The sequence below is a fragment of the Undibacterium sp. GW821-FHT11B02 genome (assembly GCF_058808955.1).
Map to the genome: position 1 here is coordinate 220,954 of NZ_JBXASD010000001.1, position 25,855 is coordinate 246,808.

Genomic DNA, 25,855 nt, shown 5'->3' on the forward strand with positions numbered 1-25,855 from the left:
CGTTCTGTATGCGGTATTTTTAATTCTGCTTTGCCTAAGTCCTGGCAACGAAAGATTCAATTGCAAAGTGTCAGAGTTTATTACTTTTTTGCAAATAAAGGAAACTGAGACATCTATTGGAAAATATCCAGGCGATGCCAGCTCACTTATGTTTGATACCCCACAAACAAGGTGGTGGGCTTTGTGCATAATCTAATGCATCTTTCACTTCCATTACTGGCAACATCACTATGACCTGGATTGTATGGATATTACTTGCTCTGGTTTCTGTCGCTGCCATCGTAGCTGGCCTTGTCGCCTATGGTGCGGCGCGCTGGGCGGGCAAAACGCGGGGTTTATTGGCGCGACTTGAAAGCACTCGCCTGCTGACAACTACATCGCCATATAACATGCAGGAAATTGAAAACCTGCCTGCACCTGTGGCACGATATTTCCGTACCGTATTGAAAGACGGCCAGCCCATCGTCACCGCTGCCAGGGTTGAACATGTTGGCAGCTTTAACCTGAGTGCTACTGGTGAGCAGTGGAAGCCGTTTACATCCACACAGCGGGTCGTCACCCGCAGACCGGGCTTTGTCTGGAATGCCCGCATAGCGATGGCCCCGGGCATAAGCGTTTATGTACACGATGCGTATGTGGGTGGTGAAGGCATATTGACCCCGGCCATACTTGGCCTGCTGACTATGGCGGGTAACATTAGCGCACGTGACCTGGCTGAGGGCGAATTCATACGCTTCTTTGCCGAAGCTGCCTGGTACCCCACCGCCCTGCTCCCTGGCCAGGGCGTAAGTTGGCAAGCTGTGGATGCCCATTCTGCTACTGCCACGCTTGCCGATGGGCCAATCAGCGCGACCATGCTGGTCAAGTTTAACCAGGCTGGTCTGATTGAATCAGTGCGTGTTGAAGCACGCGCCGCCATGGTAGGCAAGGTGGTCGTGCCTACCCCGTGGGAAGGGCGCTGGTACAACTATCAAGAACGCAATGGCATGCTGGTGCCACTTAGCGCCGAAACCGCATGGCTGCACGCTGACGGGCGCAGGCCGTATTGGCGCGGTACCATCACTTCGATTACGTATGAGTTTTAAGCTGGTGAACAGCATTGCTGCGAAGCATATCTTTAAGAACATATCTTGCCCCTCAAAACTCCTTCCCCTCCCTCGGCAGCAAATCCGCCATACCTTCCATTTCCTTGTATATTTTTAAGGCATTTCCGTCTATCCTGAGCGCTGACTGTAAATCCTCTCTTTGACATTGACAGAACGTGCCGTCAAATTGATCCGCTTTCTCACTTACTGTGTTTCTGGAGACATCGATGGCCACTGTGCTGACACCGCAATTTGGACCTCTTCAATTCGGCGCTGAGTGCGCTCTGCCTGGAGAGCGTTTGTTTGCTCCGGTGATTGCCAGTGGGGGGCGGATGTTGATCGCCGGGGGGCCGCAGGCTTTAGGCTTGTTTACGGTGGATGATACTTCCAGCGCGCTGAAGACGTTTCGTACCCGTGCGGGGCAAGGGATAGCGGGGTTTTGTGTCAGTGATTCGGTGTTGTATATACAGGATGGGCCGGTGATCAGTGCATGGTTTTTGGTGAAGCAAAAATGTTTTGCTGCACAAAATCTTTCCACTGGCCAAAGCTGGGATGCCGATGATGCAAAGCCGGGTGAGCATGAGCCGCCAGTGTCGTTTTATGCATTTTCTGAAGAAGACAAGGACTTGTATGCGCAATTGCTTAAGGCGCGCAACAGGCGGGTGCTGGCAGCATCGCTGGCGGACCTGGATCAGCAAAGTACGGCAGAGTCTAAAGAACTGGCCGGTGGGGTACGCCAGCTTTTGCAGGTTGATAGCAAGGATGCGACACACGTGCTGGCCGCGGCCAGAACCGAATTGCAGCAGACTGCCAGTGCGGTGGGCAGGATTGTGTATTCAGCCCCGGTGGCGCGTATGCAGCAGGCGTCGGGGTCGGGCGGCAGCCAGGTATTTACGCTGGGGTTGAACGGCACGGTGTATGCAATGGATGCCAGGCTGGAGTCGGTGCAAGCGGTGATACGCGATGCCAGCCTGCCTTTGCGTGCTGCGCTGGCCATAGCAGAACCCATGCAAACATCCGGCAATTATGGTTGCCGCCTGTATTACGTAACGGAAGATGGCGGCATCTGTGCGCTGAACGGCATTACGCCGAATCTGGACGCGCTGCCGGGTTGGCGCGGCGTGGGTCGCCCGGCGCGTGACAGGGTTTTGCCTTTGAGTTGCCATGGCAATGTATTGATGGGTGGCGGTATTCTGGGCGCGGATTTTTTTGCGACTGGTATTGAACCTACGACAGCACTGGCACAAACGGTAGAGGCACCTGCCGGGGGCTGGACCAACTATCAGGTTGAACCCAAAAGTGAACTGGTGTTGTTAAGCAATGGCATGGCTTCGCGCCTGCATGCTTATGGTGCCACGGTCAAGAAACGTGACCGCTGGCGTCTGCGTCAGAATACCGCAGCAGTGCATGCCGCATTTGCTTATACAGGCACGACCAAAGATGATTACCTCGTGGTGGTGGAAACGGACGCATTGAAACCGGCAGGAGGTTCGCTGGGTTTTCGCATCTTGCTGGCCAATACGCTTGACTGTGAAGACCCGGCCAAAAGCCCCGATTACCCACCGTCAGCCGTTGAGCTGGGCCGGGGCAGTTTTGGGCCATGGAATGGCAGCCCTTCATTTAGCATAGACTGGATACGCCACAACCCTGCCATTGCCGGGCCACATATGTATTGCATGGTCAGGGCAGCACGCCCGGCCAATCTGAAAGCGGACTCGCCACAATTGCTGACAGGCAGGGAACCTGGCTATGCAGCGCAGCTACGTCAATTGAGCAGTGGTGGTTTACTGGCGGATGCCGGCATGCCTGTGCTGCGGGCAGAAGGCGGCGCGCCTGATTATGTCGCGGCATTTGCCTTGAATGCAGAATTAAGCGCGATGAAACCACGTGCCAAGGATGAGATGGTGATCATGGCCATGAAGGCCAGGTCAGTCAAGGTGCGTGTCATGCTGAGCTGGACTGAAAGCGGCCTGGGGATTAATCCACGTACTGAAAGTTTTGGCCCCAGCCCTGTGCGTTCTACCCTGCTGACCATGCGTCTGTCACCGGGTGGCGAGACCAGGCTGACCACCGATGCGGATGGCATAGCCTATATTGACTCCAGCTTGAAAGACAGCCAGGTCACGTTGGTACCTGGTTCTTACGATGGACTAAAGCCACCCCGGTCTGGTACTTCACTGCGCCCTGATTTTGATTTTCCTTTACCCGACATGGGGGGAAGTCGCATTATCACCGACAAACCTACATATCATCGCAGCGCCAGTACAGTCAAGCTTGATGAATACAATATAGTCGAGCTTCATGTCAGGGTTCTTGTCCAGACTAATCGTCCATAATCCACCTACCATGCACGGGCACGGCATGGGCACTATTGATTGTTGCTGGTCGCTGCTGGCCGCAGTCGGCAACTTTTTTCTGGTGAACCCTGCCGCCTGTGCATCTGTTCTATCCATTGAATAAATACGAGGATGTTATGAGCACATTATTAGATGCATTGGGAGCAGAAATTCTGCCAACGACCTGGACTTGTCCTTCGATTTACGGACCGCTGACCTCGCCGCTGGTGGCCGCCGGTGACAAGCTGATAGGCGTAGCGGGCAAGGTGGTGTATGCAGTTGACATTCATAACGGCCAGCAGGTGCCGCTGGCCAAAAATAGCGATTCGAGATGGGTGCTTGAGATGCGTCAAGCCACAGGCACTGACCCACGTGTCACTGCCTGTGATGGTACGGTGTATTTGATGGATGGTGATTACCTGACGGCTGTATGCCTGAACGATGGCAGCAATTTGCCTGGCTGGGTCCCACCCAAACTTGGCCGCGCCAGTTCGCTGGTGGCGGACAGGGGTATCATCATGGCCGTATACCTGGATGCAAAAAAAGGAGCATCGCGTGTCGCAGGCTATATTGCCGCAACCGGTGCCAAAGCCTTTGAGCCTGTAGAAGTGACAAAGAGCAGCGCCGGGCCAGCATGTTATGGTGACGGCGCGGTGTTCTTTGTGGCGGGCGGCAAGCTGCTGGCTGTGAACTTGCGTTCTGGTGATACCCGCTGGACTTTTAATGATGCGCAAGACAAACTCAGTGCAGCTACTGCACCCTGTGCGGCAGAAAAAGTGGTGCTGGTGGCTGGCCGCCATCTGCATGGCATAGGGATAGACGACGGCAAAGTACGTTTCAAGATTGCACCGCTTGAAGAGGGCAATGTCAACTGGCATACGCCTGTGATTGATATTCCGGCCAAGGTCAGGACTGCATCACGGGTGGTCAACCTGAAAGCAGCACGCCCACCGCAACAAGGTGCCGAACATTTGTTGCAGGCCAGCGATACCGATCCGGCCAATCTGGCTGCGGGTGTGGCGGTGGCATGCAATTCGATGGGCGAAGTGATATGCCTGTCGCTGGCCGATGGCAAGATCAAATGGCGCGCCAAAGTCAAAGACCCTGGCGCACCCAGGATCATTGATGGTGTGGTGTATATCAAGACCGATGGCGGCAAGCAGCTTGCGCGCTTTTATGTTGAGAATGGCAGAAGCGCAGGCGTGGCTTATTCGCTGCCCAGTCTGGCAAGTGCTCAACCGCCAGTCATCACGAATGGCACGCTGTTTTTGGCGGATGACCTGGGTGGAATCGCTGCGCGGCCTTATGCCAACCAGACTGCGGCGTATTTTGATGGCGTGAAGTCCATGATCAATATTCGCCCTGACGGTACGCAGTTTGATTTTGGTGAACGCAATTTCACGGTAGAAGCCTGGGTACGCAGCAGCCACGGTGGTGAGATCATTTCTGGTTATCCGACAAAAAATGACCCGGATGCGAATGGTTTCAGACTCAACCTGGCACCGAATGGACAGATACGGGTGGCGATATTTTCTGCCGATGGCAAACGTCAGAGCGTTGGCCGGACCAATACATCGTCTGCGGCGGATGGCAACTGGCATCACATCGCCCTGGTCAGGCGCAATGATACTTATCTCATCGTGCTGGACGGCATACAGCAGGAAGTGCGTCTGCCAGAAACACCAGGCGTGGCCAGGCTGGCGATAGGTGGCAATACTGCGCTGACGATAGGTGCGCTGGTATCCAGACAGGGGGATAAGGCAGAATCATTCTTCAATGGTCTGATACGTGAAGTACGTTTGTGGGACTGCGCGATGGAAGCCAGTTTAATAGAAAGCAACCGCAGCACCGCCTTGATAGGCACAGAACCACAGCTGCTGGGTTTGTGGCGTCTGGATGAAGTTCAGGCTACCGACAAGGCCGCGGTGGAGCCTTATAACGCTGCGCACCAGCATCGTGTCACATCGCAGTTCATTAACCATGCATCGAGGCGCACTGACCTGACCATGGACCGCAACGCCTTCCCTTACCTGTTACGCGAATCGGCCAAGCAATGGCCGTATGCCAATACCTGGGGTGCACGTGGGCAGACGCAGGTGACGGGTTCATCGGCCCTGTCCAGAAATGGCATATTGGCTTTCCCGACCGAGAATGTCTTGTATGCAGTGGGGGCACAAGATGGCAAGCGCAAGTGGGCCATGGATATTGCCGAAAAAATCTCGGACCCGGTGGCAGACGGCAACAGCTTCTTGCTGCTGACGCAAGACGATTCGCTGGTACGTATTGATGCCAGAAGCGGCCAGAAAACCCAGCTTGCCGCTTTTGCAGGCATGCATAACGAACATGCCGAAGCCTTGCCTGCACCTGCTGCGAATGAAACCTATGTGGCAGCAGCAACTGGCGATGGCAACACGCAGATCGTGATTGCCGAACGCCAGGCCGACACTGGGCTGACTGTGAATATACCTGGCACGCCATTGCAACTGGCATTTTGCAAGACGGCCACGAATAGCGCACTGGCCGTACTGACGCGCACGGCCAGTGACCTGGAACTGCACCTCGTCGATTGCGTAACTGGCCTGGAAATTGGCAAACGCAGCATAACGGGTAAAGCCTATTGCACTGCCGGAACCTGGATATTTTCCATGTCTGGCGATACGGTCACCAAGCTCGACATCGCCAATCTGGCGGCAGCACCACTGGCTATTTCTGGCAAGATCAGTGACAACATCACTGGCATGGTGGCGTCGCTGGATGAAGACTTGCTGGTGCTTGCCACTGATACCGGTAAAGTGCTGGCATACAGCCTGAGTGCCCTGACCACACGCTGGGAAGTCAGCTTGCCACCTGGCCCTGCCGGTAGCTTGAATGGATTGAATACCCCGGTATTTGACCGCGCAGCACGCGTGATCTGTACCACGGCCAGCGGCACGATAGCCGCCGTCAACGGCAAGACCGGAACATTGATGGGCTTGTACCAGGCACAAAATGGCACGGTCGGCATACCACAGGTGCATGCCGGTACGGTCTACGTCGGTTGCCACGACGTTGCTGCCAATGCGCAGAATGCCGAACTTGACGGTGCCATGCACAGTCTTGTGCTGGGAGATATTTCTGCCCTGCGTTTGAATCTTGACCGCTGGGGCAATCCCGTTGCCAATGGCACTCAACATGCGGTGATAGACATCAGTACCAAGGATGCGACCCTGCACCTGATGCGCGTGCAGGAAAGCTGCGTCGAAGCCTGGGTCAATGTGCCACGCCTGACAGGTGCGGCAGCAGCGCGTGCCGGTGGTGGCATCGTTGGCATCGCTGCAACAGAAGAATCCAATTTCAGTATCAACATGTGGCTGGATACCGATGGCACCGTGCATTATTCATCCAGCGCCAGAGAAAATGGCAAATGGACTGGCATCCACGTCAAGACGCAGACATCTATCATGGATGGCAAGTGGCATCACCTGGCTGCATCACGCCGCCCGGCTGCCGCCAATGAAACGGCGGAACAGGTGATATTGTATGTGGACGGCAAAGCCATGCCCACTGTACGTCTGGATAAACCACCAGCACCCAGGGTAGCCCCTGCTGGCCTGAAAGCCTATGTCGGTGCCTGCGTGGCTGCAGACTTGCGCGCAGAAAAAGCGTTCTGCGGCATGATTGCTGAAGTACGTATCTGGGACACTTATCTGGTGGCACCAGAAATTGCCTCGCGCATGCTGGTCAAGTTGCGTGGCGATGAACCTGCCCTGCTGGCTTACTGGAACTTTGATTACCAGGCAGTGCATGACTCAGCCCTGCAAGGCCATAGCGGCGTGCTGGCGCAAAACCCCACTGACGAAGCGCCGGTGTGGTGGCTGACTGACCTGCCCTTCACACAACCGGCCTACCCGCACATCACCAGCACGGCATCCATCTCCCGCATGAAGGACAATGTGCCCTTGTATGCGCTGACAGCCAAGGTCTGCGCAGCAGACGGCACAGGCATGGCTGGTAAACGTGTAGAGATGTGGTACATCAAACGCCAACCGGACGACCCTGCATCCATCTTCATCAATGGTGACGAGGTACTGGGAATAGAGCCAGGCAGCGAGCCTGATCCCGTGCTGCGTGCCGCAAAGGTCACTAAATTTTTCTCTGCTGTCACCGGCATCGACGGTACGTTGAACCTGAGCATCTCCTCGCCTGAGCCTGGCCATGGCCCTTCACTGGATCTATGGACTTCGTTCATGCCGGTCAATGAACGCTTCCATATCAATGTGCTCATCAATAACCAGGTGCTGGCCAAGCCGGTGCCGCCAAACCTGACAGCACAAGCCAAGCTGATACAAGACTATCATTACACCACCGGTGACAAGATCAACGACCAGCGCGACCGCTCTACCTGGCGCATCGTCTTGCGTTCACGCGAATCTGACGGCGGCCTGTGCATGCGCGAGCCCATTACGCTTTGGGCATCGAAAGCTGCGACGATAGAAATTGCAGGCAAAAAATATGAGGTCAATACCGAACGCTCAGTCACCGTTGACAGTGAAATGAATGGTGACATGACCATCATCATGGAAGCTGACGAGCTGACCTCGCCTTCATTGTACGCACGCGCCGGTTTCATGAACCGCAATGAACGTATCATCATCAGCCCTGAACAGGAAGCACAGGAACAGTTATCGACCATGGAAAGCGATGACATGACCAAGCCGCGTGTCACCAACTGGAAGAAAGAAGGTGGTGGCGAAGACAGCATGCTCAACCCCGAACACAAGGAGCATGCTGGCGACATATCGAAGGCCGTGCGCCAGGTAGCATCATCTGCCAAGAATGACAGTGACCATACCATGTTAAGGGCGCGCATGTCGCCTGCACAGCTTAAACTGATGGCCATGCGTGCGGCAGAAAAAGGCATCGATGTGGGCTTGCTCAAGGCGGGCAAGAATGGCCCGGATTTATTACGCATAGACGCCATGCAACAGGATGAAGCCGGGGCCAAAACTGACCGCGTAACCCTGTTACGCACAGTCGCCGGTGCACCGCGCCTGGCACCGGCCAACCCTGACGCTTTCCGCCGCGCCATGGGCGGTGCCATGGGTTTTGTGATAGAAGCAGGCGGCCCGAAAGGTTATAGCTACCGTACCTTGAATACGCACAAGGATGTAATGCTGGCACGCGGCGTAGCAACACCTGTCATGGCACATGCCCCCCATTTACTGGGTGGTTTTCTTGATGATATGTGGGATGGTATCAAGGACGTTGCCACTGACATTTATGAAGGTGCAAAAACCATCGTCGTCACGGTTGCCGATGCTGTGCAGGTTGCCATTACCAAAGTAGTCGATGGCATCAGTAGCGTGGTACACGCTGTGGTGTCCACGGTAGAAGATGCCTTGAATGCGGTGGCTGGCTTCTTCGAGCAACTGGCAGTTGCCATCAAGAAGGTGATTGCCTTTTTGCGGGCGCTGTTTGACTGGGGTGCCATCCTGGAAGCGCAGCGCATCCTGCATGACATGTTCCGCTTGGCAAGTGAAGTACAAAAAAAGGCCATGAAGGACAAGGCAGGCATGACGCGCGTCGCCAGGATGATTGCCGGCCTGCCAACAGACAATATGCCTGCTGGTGGCCCCAGCCTGAATGCAAGTTCAAGCGAGGCAAAAAATGCAGGAGCACCGGCGCTTGCCGGGGCAGATGGTGTGCAGGCAAATTCCATGCTGCAAAAATCAAATAACAGTTCGCCACGTCCATTGGAGAAAAAAGACCCCAGCGGCACCATGAGCATGCCCAGCTCAGACGATCCCTTTAAAGCGGTGATAGAGGTTCTGCCCGGCCTGGCCAAGTCAATGCTCGATCTGTCACCAAGTGATCTGGTTGCGAAATTGCAAGCGGCTTTGAGCAAGTCAGCGTCGACTGGCCTGGAAAGCCTGGTGGGGCATCTGGGCGATGCCTGTGGTGCCATCGGCGACGGCATAGACGGCATCATGAAACTTTTTGATACGCCTGTGTATATCCCGTTTATCAGTGAACTGTATAAATGGATTACTGGTGAAGAATTGTCCCTGCTCAGCCTGATCTGTCTTGGCCTTGGTGTATTTTTTAACACGCTGTATGCATTTGTCACGCTCCTCTCGGGAGAAACCCGCAGTTTTGCCAGTGATGCCAAAGGCTTGCCAGCCCGCTGGCGCAGTCAGGCTGGTCTTGCGCCAAAATCCTCGCGTCCTTCCGATGTAGTCAGCGCAGATGACCATGACAATAACGGGAAAGGGGCCGCAATTCTGAAATCTGAGCTTGTGCCAGGTACACCTCTTGTCGTTGAGGTGCTGTATTTGGGTTTTAGCGTCCTGAAATACTTTGCAAATATGCTATCAGACATGAAATTTCGTGATATTTTCGTGAGAGATGGTCTGCGCAATCCCTGGGACAACATGGTGCTGGCAATGGCCGGGATTATGCAGGGTCTGGCGGGTATTGGTGTGGCCTGCACTTTTACGTTCGGCTCGCAACCTGCATTTCATGCCCGCCTGGAAGCAGTATTGGGATCGGACCGGAAGTTGGCAAAAAGACGTGAATGGATGGTGTACCTGAGCTTCAGCATCTTGACTGCCTTGAGTTTAAAAAAGGCCGTGAAAGGCGTTATTACCTGTCTTGATGGAGGATTGGACATCCCACCCAATTCAGCTACCTGGACGGGTAAAGTCAAACTCTTTTTCAAGAACCATGAGTACAAAATATTGCGTATATTTGGCGTACTCAGCACGGCCCTTGTCGTCTATCTGCTAGTTGACTTCTATGCATTGAGCCAGGATGAGTTTAACCGCATCACAAATGAAAATGTGAAGGAGGAATACAAGTTACTCCTTTATCGCGATGTCATGGGTCTGATGCCGGTCATGTTGGAATTCGTGTTTACTGATGAAGATATGAAGGAATCGAGAAAGGGGGGGCACTACGGCAGCGCTGGTTACGACATGGTCATATCTATGCGCAGTATGAGCACCGTGGTTGCTATCATTTTACATGGCGTTGCGGTGTTCAAGTATGGTGATATTGAATATTGAATAAGGATGAAAAAGGTTTGAGCCAGGTATTATTCTGGCACGCTCAAGTCTAATATGCGATCAGTCAGGCAAGTGCAAGACTGATCGCTTGCGTGTTAGTTGTGTATTAGTTGTGGATTGTCTGCGCATTGTCTGCGTATTGCTGGACGACTGAAAACGCATGCTCCAGCCCCCGCGGCACCGCATAGCGCCGATAAGCAAAGATTTTTCAGATAAAAGCCATGCAACCAAGCGGGCACTGTCTGTTTTTTTGAACAAATCAAATTTTGCCAGCACTTTGCTTGCCCAATACCAACAGACTGCCAGCATAATACCTGCTGATCAATGGCGGGTGAGCTCATCTGTGAGTTCCTCTCCGCGATTTCACCTCAGGAGAAAGCTCGTTGAAGCAAACTAGAGTACTTATTGCTGGCGCAGGTATCGCAGGTTTAACGGCAGCCCAGGAGCTGGCCGAACGTGGATTTTTGGTGACAGTGGTGGAGGCACTTGCCGCACCTGGTGGAAAATCGCGCAGTATTCCGGTGGAAGGGTCTGCAGCGACTGGCCAACAAGATTTGCCGGGCGAACATGGTTTTCGCTTCTTTCCGGGCTTTTACCGGCATATTCCCGATACGATGGCGCGCATTCCCTGTGTATTGGCCGATGGGTCTTATGGCAGCGTCGCAGATAATCTGGCGCATACCTCACGCACGCTTGCCCTGTCAAAGAAGGGGCGGTGGGAGGTACCTAACCAGTTGAGGTCATCATCGCGTGATGCGGCGTCGCTGCTGTCATTTCTGTATGATCTTTTCGTAGGCAGTGGGGTTGATGTGCCGCGAGAAGATATGCTGCATTACGTGCGTTGCGTATTCACCATGCTGACCAGTTCAGACGAGCGACGTTTTGGTGAATTTGAAAACATCTCTGCCTGGGATTATTTCCAGGCACCGTCACGCTCAGAAGCCTATCAAAAATATGTCATCAACGCGGTAACCCGTACCCTGGTGGCCTGTCGCGCAGCGGATATGAGTGCACGCTCCAACGTGGTGGTGGGCATACAATTGCTGAGCGATATCTACCGCAGTTGTGCGGACAGGGTGTTGAACGGTCCGACCAGCGAAGTGTGGATAGCACCATGGGTAACGCACCTTCAACATCTGGGGGTGGAGTTTATCCAGGGTGTGTCTGTAGAAAACGTCTTGTGGGAAGGTGATGCGGCATGTGCGCTGCAATTGAGTGATGGTACAGAGTTAACCGCCGATCATTTCATCCTGGCATTGCCGCTGGAACGCCTGCAGGCACTTGCCAATGCCGACATGCTGGCCCGGGCACCCAGTCTGGCACGGCTGGATGAACTCAAAACGGAATGGATGAACGGTATCCTTTTCTATCTTGGGCAAGATATAGAACTCAATCACGGACATACGATTTTTTTGGATGCGCCGTGGGCGCTTACTTCTTTGTGTCAGCAGCGTTTCTGGCCGCGTGGGTTGGCGCAATATGGCGATGGCACGGTGCAAGGCATACTGAGCGTGTGCATATCCGATTTTGACGTTCCCGGTGATTTTGTACGCAAACCCGCCAGGGATTGCACGCCGGAAGAAATACAGGAAGAAGTCTGGCAGCAAATTCTTGCTCACCTTGCCCCTGCAAACCGGGCAGCGCTTGAAGCTGCTGGGGTAGTCGCCTGTTCCATTGACCCGTCATTGCGCTGGACTGCTGAGGGTATGGAAAATGATGCGCCATTGTTTGTCAACACTGCCGGATCATGGGCAGCGCGGCCCGAGGTGGATATTGGCATCAGTAACCTGTCTGTCGCTGGCGATTTTGTACGTACATCTACCGATGTGGCGACGATGGAAAGCGCCAATGAATCCGCACGCAGGGCCGTTAACCACCTGCTGGATGTAACAGGTTCCAGCGCACAGCGCTGCCAGTTATTTCCGCTGGAAGAACCTACGGCGCTGACTCCGCTCAAGGTCATAGACAAGCTGCGATTTGATGCTGGCTTGCCGCATTTGCTGGACCTGGTGCCGGTATTTTCTGGCGAGACCATTGCGTGGTTAGGTGGTATGACTAGCCGCGTCGCTGACTATTCAGTCAGGGCCGGTGACCTGGTGCGCCAGTTGGGGTGGGACAAGCGCTTGCCCGAATTTGAATCCAGGGCCATGCGTTTCATCAATAACCTGAGCCGGGGTGTGGCACCCGTATCCAAGTGGGCCAGCACTGCGGGCAACGCTACAGGTACCACTGAGCATGGCGCGCAAGACCCGCAAGCCAAGGCATCTGGCGTGTATGCCCTTATCAATGATGTTGTTGGTGCCATCAATGACAAGGCACTGGCTGATGATCTGGATATGTTGCGTGCACGTTTGATTAGTGCGCTTGATCAGACGGATAAACATTTTCGTGAATACGGTGCCAGCCACCAGCGCCACCTTATCGATGGTGTGCTGGCTGATTCGCTGTTTCAATCCGGTAAGCGTTTGCGGGCCAGCTGCGCCCTGCTTTGCTCCATGCTGATGCGGCGGTTTTTATCGGAAGAAGCGATACAGGTTGCCATCATCACCGAATCGATACACGCTGCCACCCTGCTGCATGATGACATCATCGACGAAGCCGATCAGCGGCGCGGCCACCCCACCGCATGGAAAAAATATGGCGTTGGTGCCGGTGTGCTGGCAGGCAACCTGCTGGTGTCACGCGCTGTACGTTCACTGTACCGCATAGGTTACAACGGGCTGGCAGATGACCTCTTCGAAGTCATAGAATCCATGATCGCTGCCGAATCTGACCAATTGTCAGGCCGCCGCAACCTGGAAGCCAACGAAGAAGATTACCTGCGCATCATCGACGGTAAAACCGCCGGCCTGTTCGCCTGGTCCTGCCGCGCCGGTGCCACTGTAGGTGGCTGCAACGCCGCCACAGTCACCGCCACCGCCCAGTTTGGCCGCCACATGGGCCTGGCCTTCCAGCTCATCGACGACATACTTGACCTTGACCCGGCCACCAGCGACACTGGCAAAACCCGCTTTACCGACCTGTCCACCGGCCTGCTGACCTACCCATTGCTACTGGCACGCAAGCGTGACCCACAAGGTTTTGATGCTCTGGCGGCCAATGGTTTTGCTGATGCCGCTGAAGTCAGTGATTGGCTGGTCGCCAATACAGCGCTGGAAGATACACGGGCAGAGGCTGCCAGGCAGATTGCGCTGGGGGTGGAAGCCTTGGTGCCGGTACGGCATTCTGCGGCGAAGGCGACGTTGATTGAGTTGGCGAGGGCTTCGACGCGGCGGTTGCGGTAGAACATAGGAAGCTCAATCAGTTCTGCGCTTTTTTACTACTCATTAACAAGTCTATGCTAAGAGGAAATATTCTACTACCATCGGCTAACAATACAACTATTTAGTAGTATTGCAATTTCCTGTATTGAAATTAAGAAAACTATTCGCTATGGACATTCAAGATGACGATCAATCAGCAAGTAATTCCGAATTCAAAAAAACTATTGGAGTAACACAAGCGGAGAGTAAAAGAGTCTTGGCCCTAATCGCGCACTTACGTCGCCTTTTCAAAACCGTATTGAATGAAGATGGAACTGTACGGCACCCTTTAATAATGGATCAAGCGGATTTACTTCTCTGCGCAGCTTCGCTGAGGACGCTTCTATTCGACGATTCACCGTCCCCAATTCTGCTCGACTTCCTAACGCAACACGCGATTGACATTGAAATGGAAACTTTCGAAACTAATGTAGCAATGCTATTCTTTGCACAGATAGAACCTAAAGAACGCGGACACGCTTGCGACCTTTGTCTCGCTTTGTTGTTTGATAAAGAAATGCGAGAATATTGTAAACTCAATCAACCAAAACAACTTCTACTATTTGCAGACGGAGCAAATAAAACATACTCTGACCTAAGACTAAGTCCAAATGTATGGAAACCAAGCCCAGAAAAACTAAAAGAACTTAATACAACTTTAGAGTTTTCAAATCTTGGTGGGCCACTACAGTACATCACCGTAACCCGCAAGCGGGTCTCAATTATGGAATGGGGCATGGTTCGCCTAGGTTGCCTGAAAGACATTCAAATTCATCGCAGAAATATCATTTCATATGTTGCAAATAAGCTTGGTGCAGTACATTACGACTCCACTCGGCTTCCAGTCAGTAAAGATGACAAGGCGGAGTTTAAAATATTAGCTCAGGCATATGACTGGGAAAAACAAGCAATCATGCACGCAGGGTTAACGGCAATAGCTATCGCGTGCATTGAGATAGTAACGCATCCACAAATAAAAGCTGTACTAACTGCACTGCAGAAATTTGAGAACGATCGATTATCTCGATTAATCAGAGGTGAGTCTCCGATCTGGAAAAATTGAAATTTTGATGGCGTTCAATTTTTGAGAAAATTTATCAAAATAGTTTACAAAGAAAAATTATTCATTAATCTCTGATGAGAGTATAGCTCCACACTTTCAATACTTATATCGAACGATTTCTTCGGAAGTTGGCGCGATTCATAAAATAAATAAATCGCGCCTTAGTGACTCATGCAGAATTGTACAATTTCTTTAATTCTTCAAGGCCCAACAGCCTTCCAATTCCCATTCTGTATCGTCAACATCACCCGCGCTTTTTCTTCCAGGCCAAAATGGTCATTGGCGGTGTAATGTAGTACGCCTTGTGTGATGGGAATATCAATCTCAGATTCCATTGCATCCTTCAAGGCAGTGCGGAATTCCGGCGTGCCGGGTTTGGCTTTTTTCAGTGCCAGCGGAACGACACGGTTCAACAGCAGGTAGGCGTCATAGCCGTGGGCGGCGAACTGGTTTCTGCTGCCTTCACCGAATTGCTTTTCATAGCGAATGGTGAAGTCGGTTGCCAGGTGTTTGGATGGGTGGTCTTCTGGCAACAGTTCGGGCAGGATGGCCAGGCCAGCAACAACGAAGGAACCTTCCACATCTTTACCGCCCAGGCGAATCAGGTCACGTGAGGCAGCGCCGTGGGTTTGGTAGATTTTGCCTTTGTAGCCACGTTCTATCAGGGCTTTGTGTGGCATGGCTGCGCCACTGCCGGATGCACCGATGAGGATGGCGTCGGGCTTGGCGGCGAGTAACTTCAGGGTTTGTGCTGTGACGCTGGTGTCGGGGCGGTTGAAGCGTTCTGTAGCAACAGACTGCAAGCCGGCCTTGCTGGCGGCGGCAGTCATGGCTTTGAACCAGGCTTCGCCATAGGCATCTGAATAGCCCAGGTAGGCGTAAGTTTTGACGCCTGTTTTTTTCATGTGGTCGGCAATGGCGTGGGCCATGAGCGGGGTTGACTGGGCGACGCGGAAGGTCCAGTTACCTTTGCCGGGTGCCAACTCGACTGGCGAGGTGGAAATTTGTGGCGTCTTGAGTTCAAACGCGACTTCTGCCAGTGCAACCGAGGCGGGTGTGGCGGTGGAGCCGACGATAACGTCAACCTTGTCATCAGTGATGAGTCTGCGGGCGTTCTTGCTGGACTGGGTGGTGTCGGATGCATCATCGAGGATGACAAGTTTGACCTTTTCGCCGCCTATGGTGTCGGGCCACAGGGCAATACCGTTTTTGGTGGGGATGCCCAGCCCGGATGCGGGGCCGGTCAAGGGCAGGCTGACACCGATGGTGATGTCGGCCTGGGCTGTGCCCATGGTCGCGCCTATCAGCAAGGCCAGTAGCCTTGGTTTGGTGATGAGTTGCATTGCTGTCTCCTGATTTATTGTTGGTATTGCTAATGCGGGTGTTGCTTGGTATTGCTTATGGTTATTTAGCCTTGTTTGCCAGGCCGGGCTTGGAATTGGTGGCGTACTTGTTGTGATCCGTTATTGTGGTTCGTATTGCGATTTAATATTGTTATGCCACATAACAGTTATTCAATATAATAATATTTTGAGTGAGATGCAAGTAAGGCTTTAGTTTTTTTGGCCTGGCATTTATGAATTTTGGTTTGTTTATTGAAGTACGGCGGAAGTACAGCGGAAGTGCCGCGTCTTGAATCCCGTAGGTTGGGCTGGGCCTCTTGACACACGAATACATTATTTGAACGCTGAGTGTTGGGCTGAAAAGGCGTAGCCCAACCTACACTTGGCTAAAGTAGCCGAAACCCATCCCCACCCTGTCCCTCCCCCTTGAAAGGGAGGGGATTTCAACTTCGTTCAGGGACGTAGGTTGGGCCGGGATTCGCCGGGCTAAGGCTTATCAGCCCCTAAACACAATTTCCCCAACAATGCCCGTAACTGTTCCCGTTCTTTTGCTGTCAGTTGCTGGCTGACATGGTTGTCATGTTCTTTGACGACCTGTTTGTATTTCTCTAATTGCCGCTGGCCTTCTTTGGTGAGATGCAGGTTGTAGGCTCTGCGATCGCCGGCGTCTTGTCGTTCCAGCAAACCGGCCTGTTCAAAATTGTCTATGATGGAAACAACACCTGATCGTGCAATGCCCATGACTTCGGCAAGGCGAGTCTGCGAGATACCTGGATTGGCACTGATGATGACCAGTGAAGAAAAGCGCTGGGGTGTGATGTCATAGGCACCAAGGCTGGCAGCGAAATCTGCGTAAATCGACAGTTGGGCGCGGCGTACTGCATAACCAGTCAATTCTTCGAGGATATCGTAATTGATACCGTCTATGCGCGCATTGAACGAGATGGGTTGCGCCTGTCTGGTCAGACGTTTGCTTGCGACAGCCTTGGGCTGTACTTTGCTTGTGGCTTGTTTCTGTTTAGACATGGGAGACGTTTTACCAATGGGCTTTTGCTGTCAGTCAATGACCGTATTGTACATGCTGGGTCTATTTATAAAAATGGCAAATCTTGTCGACGCTGGCTGTTTTTCATCAAGGCAGGACGCATAAAATTGCTACGCAACTTGTGTTATATCGAATAACTGTTATACAGTATAACAATAAGAGTATAACAAGAAGGTCGCACTGCTAAAGACGCGCGGCATAATAAATTTGTGGAGGAAGACATGAAAGTAGTAATTGCCGGTGCCGGTATAGGCGGCTTGACGCTTGCGCTGATGCTGCATGAGCGCGGTATTGATGTTGAGGTGTACGAAGCTGTCAGTGAAATCAAACCGCTGGGTGTGGGCATTAACTTATTACCGCATGCCAGCCAGCAACTATGCCAGTTGGGGCTGGAAAGCTGTCTGACCGAACGCGGTATAGAAACTTCGTCGCTGTCTTATTTCAACAAGTTTGGTCAAAAGATCTGGCAAGAGCCGCGTGGCCGGGCAGCTGGCTATGATTCGCCACAATATTCTATTCACCGTGGTGAATTGCAAATGACCTTGCTGCAAAGTGTGATTGAGCGCATTGGTGCTGAGCACGTTCATCAGGGGCATGCGTTCACCTCTTTTGAGCAATTCGCAGACAAGGTGATTGCCACGTTTACCCGGCAGGTAGATCAATCGGCTGTGCTGGTGGAATCTGACTTGTTGATTGGTGCAGACGGTATACATTCTGCAGTTCGACGCTTTTTGTATCCACAAGGTGATCAGCCGCGTTTTTCTGGTCGTATGTTATGGCGCGCAACCACGGAAGCTGAGCCTTACATGGATGGCCGCAGCATGTTCATGGCGGGCTACCAGGATCAGAAATTTGTTGCTTACCCCATCTCTGAACCATTGCACAAGCAAGGCCGTTCGCTGATCAACTGGATTGCAGAGCTGCGTGTACCAAGTGGTGAATTGCCCACGTCGGACTGGAACCGCAAGGTTGACAAATCTACCTTTAGCAAGCCGTTTGACAGTTGGAAATGGGGCTGGATTGATATACCCGCTCTGATCGAAGGCGCTGAGGTGGTGTATGAATTTCCACTGGTGGACCGCGACCCGCTACCGCGCTGGACCTTTGAGCGCGTGACGCTGTTGGGTGATGCCGCCCACCCCATGTACCCGATAGGATCAAACGGAAGCGCGCAGGCAATTCTGGATGCCCGTTACCTGACCGATTGCCTGACTGGCGAAGCGAATATTTTGTATGCACTGCGTGAGTATGAAGCAGAGCGTTTGCCACGCACCACCGGCATTGTGTTACGCAACCGCATGAATGGGCCAGAACAGGTGATGCAAATGGCAGAAGAACGCGCGCCCCAAGGTTTTGCGAATGTAACGGATGTGATTGCGCAGTCGGAACTGGAAGCGATTTCGATGCGGTATAAGCGCCTGGCTGGGTTTGATAAGGATGCGTTGGCGGGGAAATCTACTTAAACAAGACTGATCCCTTGATAGGTCAATACATCTTTGAAAGCTTGGGTGTTGGGCCAAACCGCTGGGCTGGTAAAACGCAATTCAACTTGCGATTCTGGGCTGATGAGGCGTAGCCAAGCCTACGATGCTGAGTTTTTTTAAAAATGAATACGTTATTTGAACGCCGAATGTTGGGCTGATAAAGCGAAGCCCAACCTACGATTTTGGATTAAAAAACTGCCGTTCAATGAACGGCAGTTTTTTTACTAACTTAAAGGCATGATCTGAAAACAGAATTCATCATTACCAGATCAATGCAATGCCTAAAAAATTATTCAGGCTTTTTGAAACTCACACCAAATCAAACCTGTCTGCATTCATGACCTTGGTCCAGGCGGCCGCAAAGTCATTCACAAATTTTTGCTGTGAATCGCTGCTAGCATAGATTTCTGCCACGGCGCGCAGTTGTGAGTTGGAACCAAAAATCAGGTCCACCACGCTGGCTGTCCATTTCACATCACCACTGACACGATCGCGGCCTTCCAGCACACCTTCTGTGCCTGACTTTTGCCACTTGGTATTCATGTCCAGCAAATTGACGAAGAAATCATTACTCAGGGTTTCTGGTCGTTTGGTGAATACACCCAGTTGTGTTTGTCCTGCATTGGCATTCAGTGCGCGCAGACCACCTATCAGGACTGTCATTTCAGGAGCGCTCAGGTTCAGCAGTTGAGCCTTGTCTATCAGCAGCGCTGCTGCAGAACCTTCAAGTCCTTTGCGCAGGTAATTGCGGAAACCGTCGGCGGCTGGTTCCAATACTTCGAACGATTCGACATCGGTTTGCTCTTGCGTTGCATCCATGCGCCCTGCGGTGAAAGGGACCTTGATGTCATGGCCAGCTTTTTTGGCTGCGGCTTCGATCGCTGCACTACCACCCAGCACGATCAAATCAGCCAGCGAGATTTTTTTACCGGACTGGCTGCCGTTGAACTCTGTCTGTATCGCTTCAAGCTTGGCAAGCACCTTGCCCAGTTCGGCAGGTTGGTTGGCTTCCCAGTCTTTTTGTGGGGCGAGACGTATGCGGGCACCATTGGCACCGCCGCGTTTGTCGCTGCCACGGAAGGTGGATGCCGAAGCCCAAGCGGTGTTCACCAGTTGGGATACCGACAAACCAGACGCCAGCAGCTTTGCCTTGAGCCCGGCAATGTCCTTGTCGTCCACTAATGCGTGGTTGACAGCCGGGATGGGGTCTTGCCAGATCAGTTCTTCTTTTGGTACCAGAGGGCCAAGGTAACGGGCAATCGGCCCCATATCGCGGTGAGTCAGTTTGAACCAGGCACGGGCGAAGGCATCTGCCAGTTCCTTGGGATTTTGCAGGAAGTGACGAGAAATCTTTTCATAGGCCGGGTCCATGCGCAGGGCCATGTCTGCCGTTGTCATCATCGGCGCGTGACGCAGGGATGGATCGTGGGCATCTGGCACCGTGGTCTTGGCGGCTGGGTCTTTGGGTGTCCATTGATGGGCACCGGCTGGGCTCTTGTTGAGTTCCCATTCGTAGCCGAACAGGGTTTCGAAGTAAGAGTTGTCCCAGGTGGTTGGGGTGGCGGTCCAGGCACCTTCGATACCGCTGGTGATGGTGTGCACGCCTTTGCCGCTGCCGAAGCTGTTTTTCCAGCCCAGACCTTGTTCTTCTATGCTGGCACCTTCTGGTTCTGCGCCAACTTGGGCAGGGTCACCTGCACCATGGGCTTTGCCGAAAGTGTGGCCGCCTGCCACCAGGGCGACGGTTTCTTCATCGTTCATGGCCATGCGGGCGAAGGTATCGCGGATGTCGCGTGCAGATGCGACCGGGTCTGGCTTGCCGTTCGGGCCTTCGGGATTGACGTAGATCAGGCCCATTTGTACGGCTGCGAGGGGGTTTTGCAGATCGCGGTCACCGCTGTAGCGTTGGTCGTCCAGCCATTTACCTTCGGGGCCCCAGTAGATGTCTTCTTCTGGTTCCCAGATGTCAGGGCGGCCACCGGCAAACCCAAAGGGTTTGAAACCCATGGAATCAAGCGCGACATTGCCGGCGAGTATCATCAAATCTGCCCAGGACAGTTTATTGCCATACTTTTGTTTGACGGGCCACAGCAGGCGACGTGCTTTGTCGAGGTTGCCATTGTCAGGCCAGCTATTGAGTGGGGCAAAGCGCTGTGCACCTGCACCGCCGCCGCCGCGACCATCAGCAATGCGATAGGTACCGGCGCTATGCCAGGCCATACGGATAAAGAAAGGACCGTAGTGACCATAATCGGCTGGCCACCATTCTTGCGAATCGGTCATCAGGGCATGCAGGTCTTTGATGACGGCATCCAGATCCAGGGTCTTGAATGCTTCGGCATAATTGAATTCTTCGCCCAGCGGGTTGGATGCCGGGGAATGTTGGTGCAATATCTTGAGGTTCAGCTGATTAGGCCACCAGTCTGCATTAGCGTGGCTTGCTGCCACTGCGGTGCGGGCGCTGCCCGAAAACGGACATTTTGCTTCGTTTGACATCGTTATCTCCTTTGATGGGGAGGCTGTTGCAAAATGGGGCTGACTTTAGCTTATAAGGCCAACTTCATTTTGCAACAGCCTCTGAGTGACACTGAAACATAAACAATTGTAGGGATTGATGGTTAATAGGTATACTTAATTTAATTTATTGATTCAATTCATTTTAACTATCGACATCTGTATTGATCCTTGCTATCTGCCTTCAAAAGGACGGGCTGACTGATCCAGAATCTGCGCTGAATGAATTTACATATTAGCTTATTTACACCAAAACACCCGGGCCATTGAAACACCTGCGCTTCTAAGGGATAATTGCGACCATGAACGACACTACACAATACCCCCCATTACCGGATCGCCTGTCGGTTGATCCGCGCAGCCCTTATCATGTTGCCGCCGTGTTTGAACACGATGTCGGTATTAAGCTCAATGGCAAAGAGCGTAACGATGTTGAGGAATATTGCATCAGCGAAGGCTGGGTCAGCGTCGCTGCTGGCAAGGCACGTGACCGCAAAGGTAATCCTTTGATGATCAAGGTCAAGGGTGTGGTTGAAGCGTTTTACCGCTGATTGATTTGCAAAGTTTGTAATTCTGGGTGCAGCGCTGCACCCGTCACTCATTCACCATTATTTCTGCTGCCGGGCATGCCCGGTATCTTTGGCGCGGTTATTGGTGCAGTTATTTGCGCCATACACTATCCATCAATGTATGCAGTCTGGTATGTTTGTTGATCACCCATTGATGTTGCCCTGCCGATGAAACCCACCCACTTGCCCCATGCTGTCTCCCGCCTGCGTTCAGCCCGTCTGCTGCGCAGCACCAGGCCGTTTCTGGCACGTGGCGGGCCCAAGGGTGAACGTTGTGGCGGATGCAGGCTGATTCTGAGCCATTGTCTGTGTACCTTGCGCCCTGTCGTGTCTACCCGCGCCGGGGTGTGCCTGATCATGGCAGAACATGAGAGCTTAAAGCCCAGTAACACTGGCTGGCTAATTGCCGATGTGGTGCCGGATACGATGGCGTTTGGCTGGGCGCGCACTGAGGTTGACCCGGCGCTGCTGGCGGTACTGGCTGATCCGCAATGGCAACCATACGTGGTTTTTCCGGGTGAGTTTGTGGCACCAGAACGGGTGATTACGGAATTATTGCCTGCAGACTTGCCTGCTCAGCAAGCATCCCTTTCAGACCAAGCTGAAAGCAAACGCCCGCTATTTATCTTGCTGGACGCCACCTGGCCAGAGGCACGCAAGATTTTCAAGAAAAGCCCTTACCTCAATCAGTTCCCGGTACTAAGCCTGCTGCCAGAACAACTGTCGCGCTACCGCCTGCGCCGCTCGCGACGTGATGATCATTTGTGCACATCTGAAGTGGCAGCGATATGCCTGGGCCTGGCTGGCGACACCGCAGCTGCACAAGCGCTGGAAACCTACCTGGATGTATTCACCGACCACTATCTGCGGGCAAAGCAGCAGTTGAAAGTGGAATGGGAAGATGAATTGCATATACAGCTGCGGGCTTTGGCCGCGTCTTTGGGTTAATAATTTCGTATTTTTGACCAGATTGCGATTTGGCAGAACGCGTTTCTAATCCCACCAAAGCGCGAAAATTTTCGTTTTTTTCTGAAGTTTTGGAGCACCAGGTGGTGTGGCGAGTGTACTGGTGAACCAGTTGCTCCCCATTTCATTGGTTTCCGCTCCTTTAGTTAGTGATTTTGTCCATTGTTCCACCTCTTCCAAGCTGCTGGAAGTCAAAATAAACACGGTATCAGAACTTGGCCATTCTTTATCCATCGATGTGTCATCGGGATCTGGATAGTTTTTCACCGCGACCAATACGTCTTGCACACCAGGCTTCGCCTGAATTTCAGACAAAACACGGTGACAGACGTTCAACGAAGGACGTCCGTCATCAGCCATATTTGCGGCAAGTGAATAACGATCCCAATTTCCATCGAAAAATTCGTCGAGCCCAACAAGCACGGGCAATCCGGCCTCTTCCGCTTTTGCATCGAGCCTGGCGATTTTTTTACACAAACGATTGCGCTTGGCAAGACGGGGGTTGGGATTATTGAGTTTTGCAATTGCTGCGGTAAAGCGCTTGGGCACCCCACCAGTGGCAAGTTTAACTCTGTCAAGATATTCCTGGAACCCGAACAGTAGCTGACTATGGTCGGCCAAATATTGGCGGATCGTGCCAAGATATGGCCCTTCGACTTCCCACACGTGCATGCCTTCACCAGCTGAAGTGAGATGTCCGCGTTCCGGTGCAGCGTCAATCCATTGTCGTAATGGCAGACCGTCAACCAGTTGCCCTAGCTGGATATCCGTCAATAGATTCCATGGAAATACGTTCTGCAGCATGCCCTCGCGCCAGATATTTTCCGGCTCGCCTTTCGTAGACCAGGCGACCGTACACTGTAATTTTCGGTCTACTCGCGTCATGCCATAACCGTACTCAGGACGCAGCAATTGAATCAAGGTGGTTACAGGCACTAATAACGAGTCAGAAGTCAGGTGAGCATATGGCTCCACACCACTGATAAAGAATGTACCTTTCCTGGACCCTGCGTCAACGTTCGCGCATCCGGCAGAAATGACGTGTCCCGGGATTCGCTGCACAGGTTCTTTTGCTTTAACCTCAACATGGAATGAAGAAATTCCGACGAAACTTTTCGTGTGCAACCCTTGATACACAGCCGTTGGATCAATCTCTTCCTTGCCAAGAAGACCAGAAGCACCGCGACGCCAGAAGCTTACACCAGACATTGGTACGCCGATTTTGGAGAGCCACTCGTAGAGAATGGAAAAGACCTGTTCAAGCTTGTTCTCATTGTATTCAATGCCATACAAGGTGACGACCCACTCAGTCGGATCAACCGGAACATTCTTATTTTTCATAGCTGCTCTGTCATTTTTCAATTCGCTTGCAGGTCAAAGAGCAGGCTATTCCTGACGAATCAGCAACTTGAATTCGTCAATGCTCATCGGGTATGACCATGTAATGGGATGTGGAATCCTAACACGAAAATTAAGGCACTAATGCTCAACTGAAGACTTGCAGGACGGACCGCAATTGGCAGAGTGCTGCCAGGATTAGAACTCATTTCCGAAAGAAACTTTGTCGCCCTCTATCACCATCCCACTAACCCGACACTCCCGGTAACTGCCCATTGTCTGGCCCTGCATTGCGGCTGATGGCTGCCAGATAGCGTTGTGCTTCTTCCCACGTAATCGTGATATCAGTCGGTGCATCGTCTTGTGTAGCGGCGAGCAGTGCTTCTTCTTGCTGGCGTTTTTGTGCTTGCAGTTCCTTCTTTTGACGCAGCTGTTCTTCCTTTTGGCGTAGTTGAGCGTCTTCGATGGCACGCAGGCGGTTTTGCCTGGCGATGAGTGCATGCAGGGCGGCGCTGGCTTGCTCGCGTCTTTGTCTTTCCAGTTCTTTGCGTTGCCGCCTTTGTTCAGCGCGTTGACGGGCAGCGGCTTCTATCGGGGATTCTTTGATTTCTGCCTTGCTGCTGCTCGCCTTGGCCTGTGCTGCACCCACACTTGATTTCATCGCGGCTTGCAGGTCTTGCAGCAGGGCGCGCACGCTGGCCGGGCGCTGGTCTGGCTGGATGGCGAAGCCGCTTTGCAGGACTTGCCATTGTGCGGCGTTGAGTGCGGCAGGCTGTATGGGGGTTTGTTGCGGATGGCGATAGTCGCCAAAGGGCATGGCGGCTTCCAGCATCTGGTAAATCATGACGGCAACGGCGTACACATCCAGACCGGTGCTGTGCTGGTGGCTGCCAGCTTCTGGTGCGCGGTAGCCTGCGGTGCCGGCATAGGGCGAACGTGAAGGCGTCATGCTGCCTGGAACACCAGTTGGAGTAAGCCCGGCCTGGGTGTGGCTGCGCAAACGGGCAGAGATGCCAAAGTCGAGCAGTTTGATGTCACCGGCTTGTGTCAGCAAGAGGTTGCTGGGCTTTAAATCGCGATGGACGAGTTTGTGTTTGTGCCATGCATAGTGCAAGGCATCGGCCACGGGGCCAAGCATATCCAACACTTGTTTGATCGTGCAGCGGCTGTGCTTGGAGAGATAAGTTTCCAGGTCTTGCCCATCCAGATATTCCATGATGATGAAATAGCTGCTGGTGGCGGGGTCACGCGCCCAGTCATACACCCTGACGATGTGTTCATGTGCCAGTCTGCGCACCAGTGATGCCTCTTCCACCAGCAGACGCGCATGGATGGCGCTTTGGGTCAGTTGCGGCGGCAATATCTTAAGCGCCACCATTTCGCTATGGCCCAGTTCTGCCTGGGTTGCCAGGTCTGTGGCTTGCCATACCTGGCCCATGCCACCCTGCCCTAACAGGCGTTCCAGTCTATAACGTTTGGAGTGCCCACCCACTTCTTGTCCGGCCAGAAAACCCAGGTCGGTGCCTTGTACATTTTCTTGCGCGGCTTTGCTGGTGTGCCTGGAGATAACGGGTGCAAGTTCGGTATCAAGTATGGCGTCTTTACGTTGCTTGAATTCGTCTTCTGTCAGCAGCCCTTCATCCAGCAATGCACGCAATTCACGGATTTTTTGTATTGGCGTTTGCATGTTGTTGATAAAGGCTACTTTGCTTAAACGGTGAAATCAATTGTTGTCGTGCAGTTTGTTATTTCTTTGACTGATCAAAA

13 protein-coding genes are annotated in these 25,855 nt (G+C 52.9%); 8 read left to right on the forward strand and 5 right to left on the reverse strand.

Features of this window, described 5'->3' with window-relative positions; genetic code table 11:
• The first annotated feature begins 230 nt into the window (after nucleotides 1-230).
• The 5 genes from AC1RVX_RS01015 (at nucleotide 231) to AC1RVX_RS01035 (ending at nucleotide 14,829) form a co-directional block, all read left to right on the forward strand.
• The gene (locus AC1RVX_RS01015; RefSeq protein ID WP_493214724.1) at nucleotides 231-1,085 is read left to right on the forward strand and encodes a DUF6920 family protein; all 855 of its coding nucleotides are present in this window, start codon (nucleotides 231-233) and stop codon (nucleotides 1,083-1,085) included.
• Nucleotides 1,086-1,312: 227 nt separating this feature from the next.
• Entirely contained in the window at nucleotides 1,313-3,421 is a 2,109-nt protein-coding gene (locus AC1RVX_RS01020) for a hypothetical protein (RefSeq protein ID WP_493214725.1), read from the forward strand.
• Nucleotides 3,422-3,558: 137 nt separating this feature from the next.
• Entirely contained in the window at nucleotides 3,559-10,464 is a 6,906-nt protein-coding gene (locus AC1RVX_RS01025; RefSeq protein WP_493214726.1) for a LamG-like jellyroll fold domain-containing protein, read from the forward strand.
• Nucleotides 10,465-10,847: 383 nt separating this feature from the next.
• Nucleotides 10,848-13,748: a polyprenyl synthetase family protein gene (locus tag AC1RVX_RS01030; RefSeq protein ID WP_493214727.1), complete on the forward strand. Its 2,901-nt coding sequence runs from the start codon at nucleotides 10,848-10,850 to the stop codon at nucleotides 13,746-13,748.
• A gap of 148 nt (nucleotides 13,749-13,896) precedes the next feature.
• Nucleotides 13,897-14,829: a hypothetical protein gene (locus tag AC1RVX_RS01035; protein WP_493214728.1), complete on the forward strand. Its 933-nt coding sequence runs from the start codon at nucleotides 13,897-13,899 to the stop codon at nucleotides 14,827-14,829.
• 200 nt (nucleotides 14,830-15,029) lie between these two features.
• Here AC1RVX_RS01035 and AC1RVX_RS01040 read toward each other — a convergent pair whose 3' ends face one another.
• Together AC1RVX_RS01040 and AC1RVX_RS01045 are read right to left on the reverse strand one after the other, a co-directional pair.
• Nucleotides 15,030-16,172: an ABC transporter substrate-binding protein gene (locus tag AC1RVX_RS01040; protein ID WP_493214729.1), complete on the reverse strand. Its 1,143-nt coding sequence runs from the start codon at nucleotides 16,170-16,172 to the stop codon at nucleotides 15,030-15,032.
• 486 nt (nucleotides 16,173-16,658) lie between these two features.
• Nucleotides 16,659-17,198 carry a MarR family winged helix-turn-helix transcriptional regulator gene (locus tag AC1RVX_RS01045; protein WP_493214730.1) on the reverse strand — a complete coding sequence of 180 codons (540 nt, stop codon included), beginning with the start codon at nucleotides 17,196-17,198 and terminating at the stop codon, nucleotides 16,659-16,661.
• Between the two features lie 240 nt (nucleotides 17,199-17,438).
• Between AC1RVX_RS01045 and AC1RVX_RS01050 the strand changes: the two genes are divergently transcribed.
• Complete coding sequence (locus AC1RVX_RS01050) at nucleotides 17,439-18,680, forward strand: flavin-dependent oxidoreductase (protein ID WP_493214731.1); 1,242 nt, start codon at nucleotides 17,439-17,441, stop codon at nucleotides 18,678-18,680.
• 330 nt (nucleotides 18,681-19,010) lie between these two features.
• Here AC1RVX_RS01050 and katG read toward each other — a convergent pair whose 3' ends face one another.
• Nucleotides 19,011-21,197, reverse strand: a complete 2,187-nt coding sequence (katG, locus tag AC1RVX_RS01055) for a catalase/peroxidase HPI (protein WP_493214732.1) — start codon at nucleotides 21,195-21,197, stop codon at nucleotides 19,011-19,013.
• Nucleotides 21,198-21,517: 320 nt separating this feature from the next.
• Here katG and AC1RVX_RS01060 point away from each other — a divergent pair, with 320 nt between their 5' ends.
• Both AC1RVX_RS01060 and AC1RVX_RS01065 read left to right on the forward strand, forming a co-directional pair.
• The gene (locus AC1RVX_RS01060) at nucleotides 21,518-21,766 is read left to right on the forward strand and encodes a DUF3297 family protein (RefSeq protein WP_422952512.1); all 249 of its coding nucleotides are present in this window, start codon (nucleotides 21,518-21,520) and stop codon (nucleotides 21,764-21,766) included.
• 186 nt (nucleotides 21,767-21,952) lie between these two features.
• The gene (locus AC1RVX_RS01065) at nucleotides 21,953-22,732 is read left to right on the forward strand and encodes a tRNA-uridine aminocarboxypropyltransferase (RefSeq protein ID WP_493214733.1); all 780 of its coding nucleotides are present in this window, start codon (nucleotides 21,953-21,955) and stop codon (nucleotides 22,730-22,732) included.
• A gap of 45 nt (nucleotides 22,733-22,777) precedes the next feature.
• Here AC1RVX_RS01065 and AC1RVX_RS01070 read toward each other — a convergent pair whose 3' ends face one another.
• Both AC1RVX_RS01070 and AC1RVX_RS01075 read right to left on the reverse strand, forming a co-directional pair.
• A complete protein-coding gene (locus AC1RVX_RS01070) occupies nucleotides 22,778-24,091 on the reverse strand; it encodes a hypothetical protein (RefSeq protein WP_493214734.1) in 1,314 nt (437 codons plus the stop codon).
• A gap of 244 nt (nucleotides 24,092-24,335) precedes the next feature.
• A complete protein-coding gene (locus tag AC1RVX_RS01075; protein ID WP_493214735.1) occupies nucleotides 24,336-25,775 on the reverse strand; it encodes a protein kinase domain-containing protein in 1,440 nt (479 codons plus the stop codon).
• Nucleotides 25,776-25,855 lie beyond the last annotated feature (80 nt).

What these genes read in the sequence shown, in the direction of transcription:
- AC1RVX_RS01050 (WP_493214731.1), top strand. Translation starts at nt 17,439, where the DNA reads ATGAAAGTAGTAATTGCCGGTGCCGGTATAGGCGGCTTGACGCTTGCG.
- katG (WP_493214732.1), bottom strand. Translation starts at nt 21,197, where the DNA reads ATGTCAAACGAAGCAAAATGTCCGTTTTCGGGCAGCGCCCGCACCGCA.
- AC1RVX_RS01015 (WP_493214724.1), top strand. Translation starts at nt 231, where the DNA reads ATGACCTGGATTGTATGGATATTACTTGCTCTGGTTTCTGTCGCTGCC.
- AC1RVX_RS01075 (WP_493214735.1), bottom strand. Translation starts at nt 25,775, where the DNA reads ATGCAAACGCCAATACAAAAAATCCGTGAATTGCGTGCATTGCTGGAT.
- AC1RVX_RS01070 (WP_493214734.1), bottom strand. Translation starts at nt 24,091, where the DNA reads ATGAAAAATAAGAATGTTCCGGTTGATCCGACTGAGTGGGTCGTCACC.
- AC1RVX_RS01035 (WP_493214728.1), top strand. Translation starts at nt 13,897, where the DNA reads ATGGACATTCAAGATGACGATCAATCAGCAAGTAATTCCGAATTCAAA.
- AC1RVX_RS01045 (WP_493214730.1), bottom strand. Translation starts at nt 17,198, where the DNA reads ATGTCTAAACAGAAACAAGCCACAAGCAAAGTACAGCCCAAGGCTGTC.
- AC1RVX_RS01025 (WP_493214726.1), top strand. Translation starts at nt 3,559, where the DNA reads ATGAGCACATTATTAGATGCATTGGGAGCAGAAATTCTGCCAACGACC.
- AC1RVX_RS01020 (WP_493214725.1), top strand. Translation starts at nt 1,313, where the DNA reads ATGGCCACTGTGCTGACACCGCAATTTGGACCTCTTCAATTCGGCGCT.
- AC1RVX_RS01060 (WP_422952512.1), top strand. Translation starts at nt 21,518, where the DNA reads ATGAACGACACTACACAATACCCCCCATTACCGGATCGCCTGTCGGTT.
- AC1RVX_RS01040 (WP_493214729.1), bottom strand. Translation starts at nt 16,172, where the DNA reads ATGCAACTCATCACCAAACCAAGGCTACTGGCCTTGCTGATAGGCGCG.
- AC1RVX_RS01065 (WP_493214733.1), top strand. Translation starts at nt 21,953, where the DNA reads ATGAAACCCACCCACTTGCCCCATGCTGTCTCCCGCCTGCGTTCAGCC.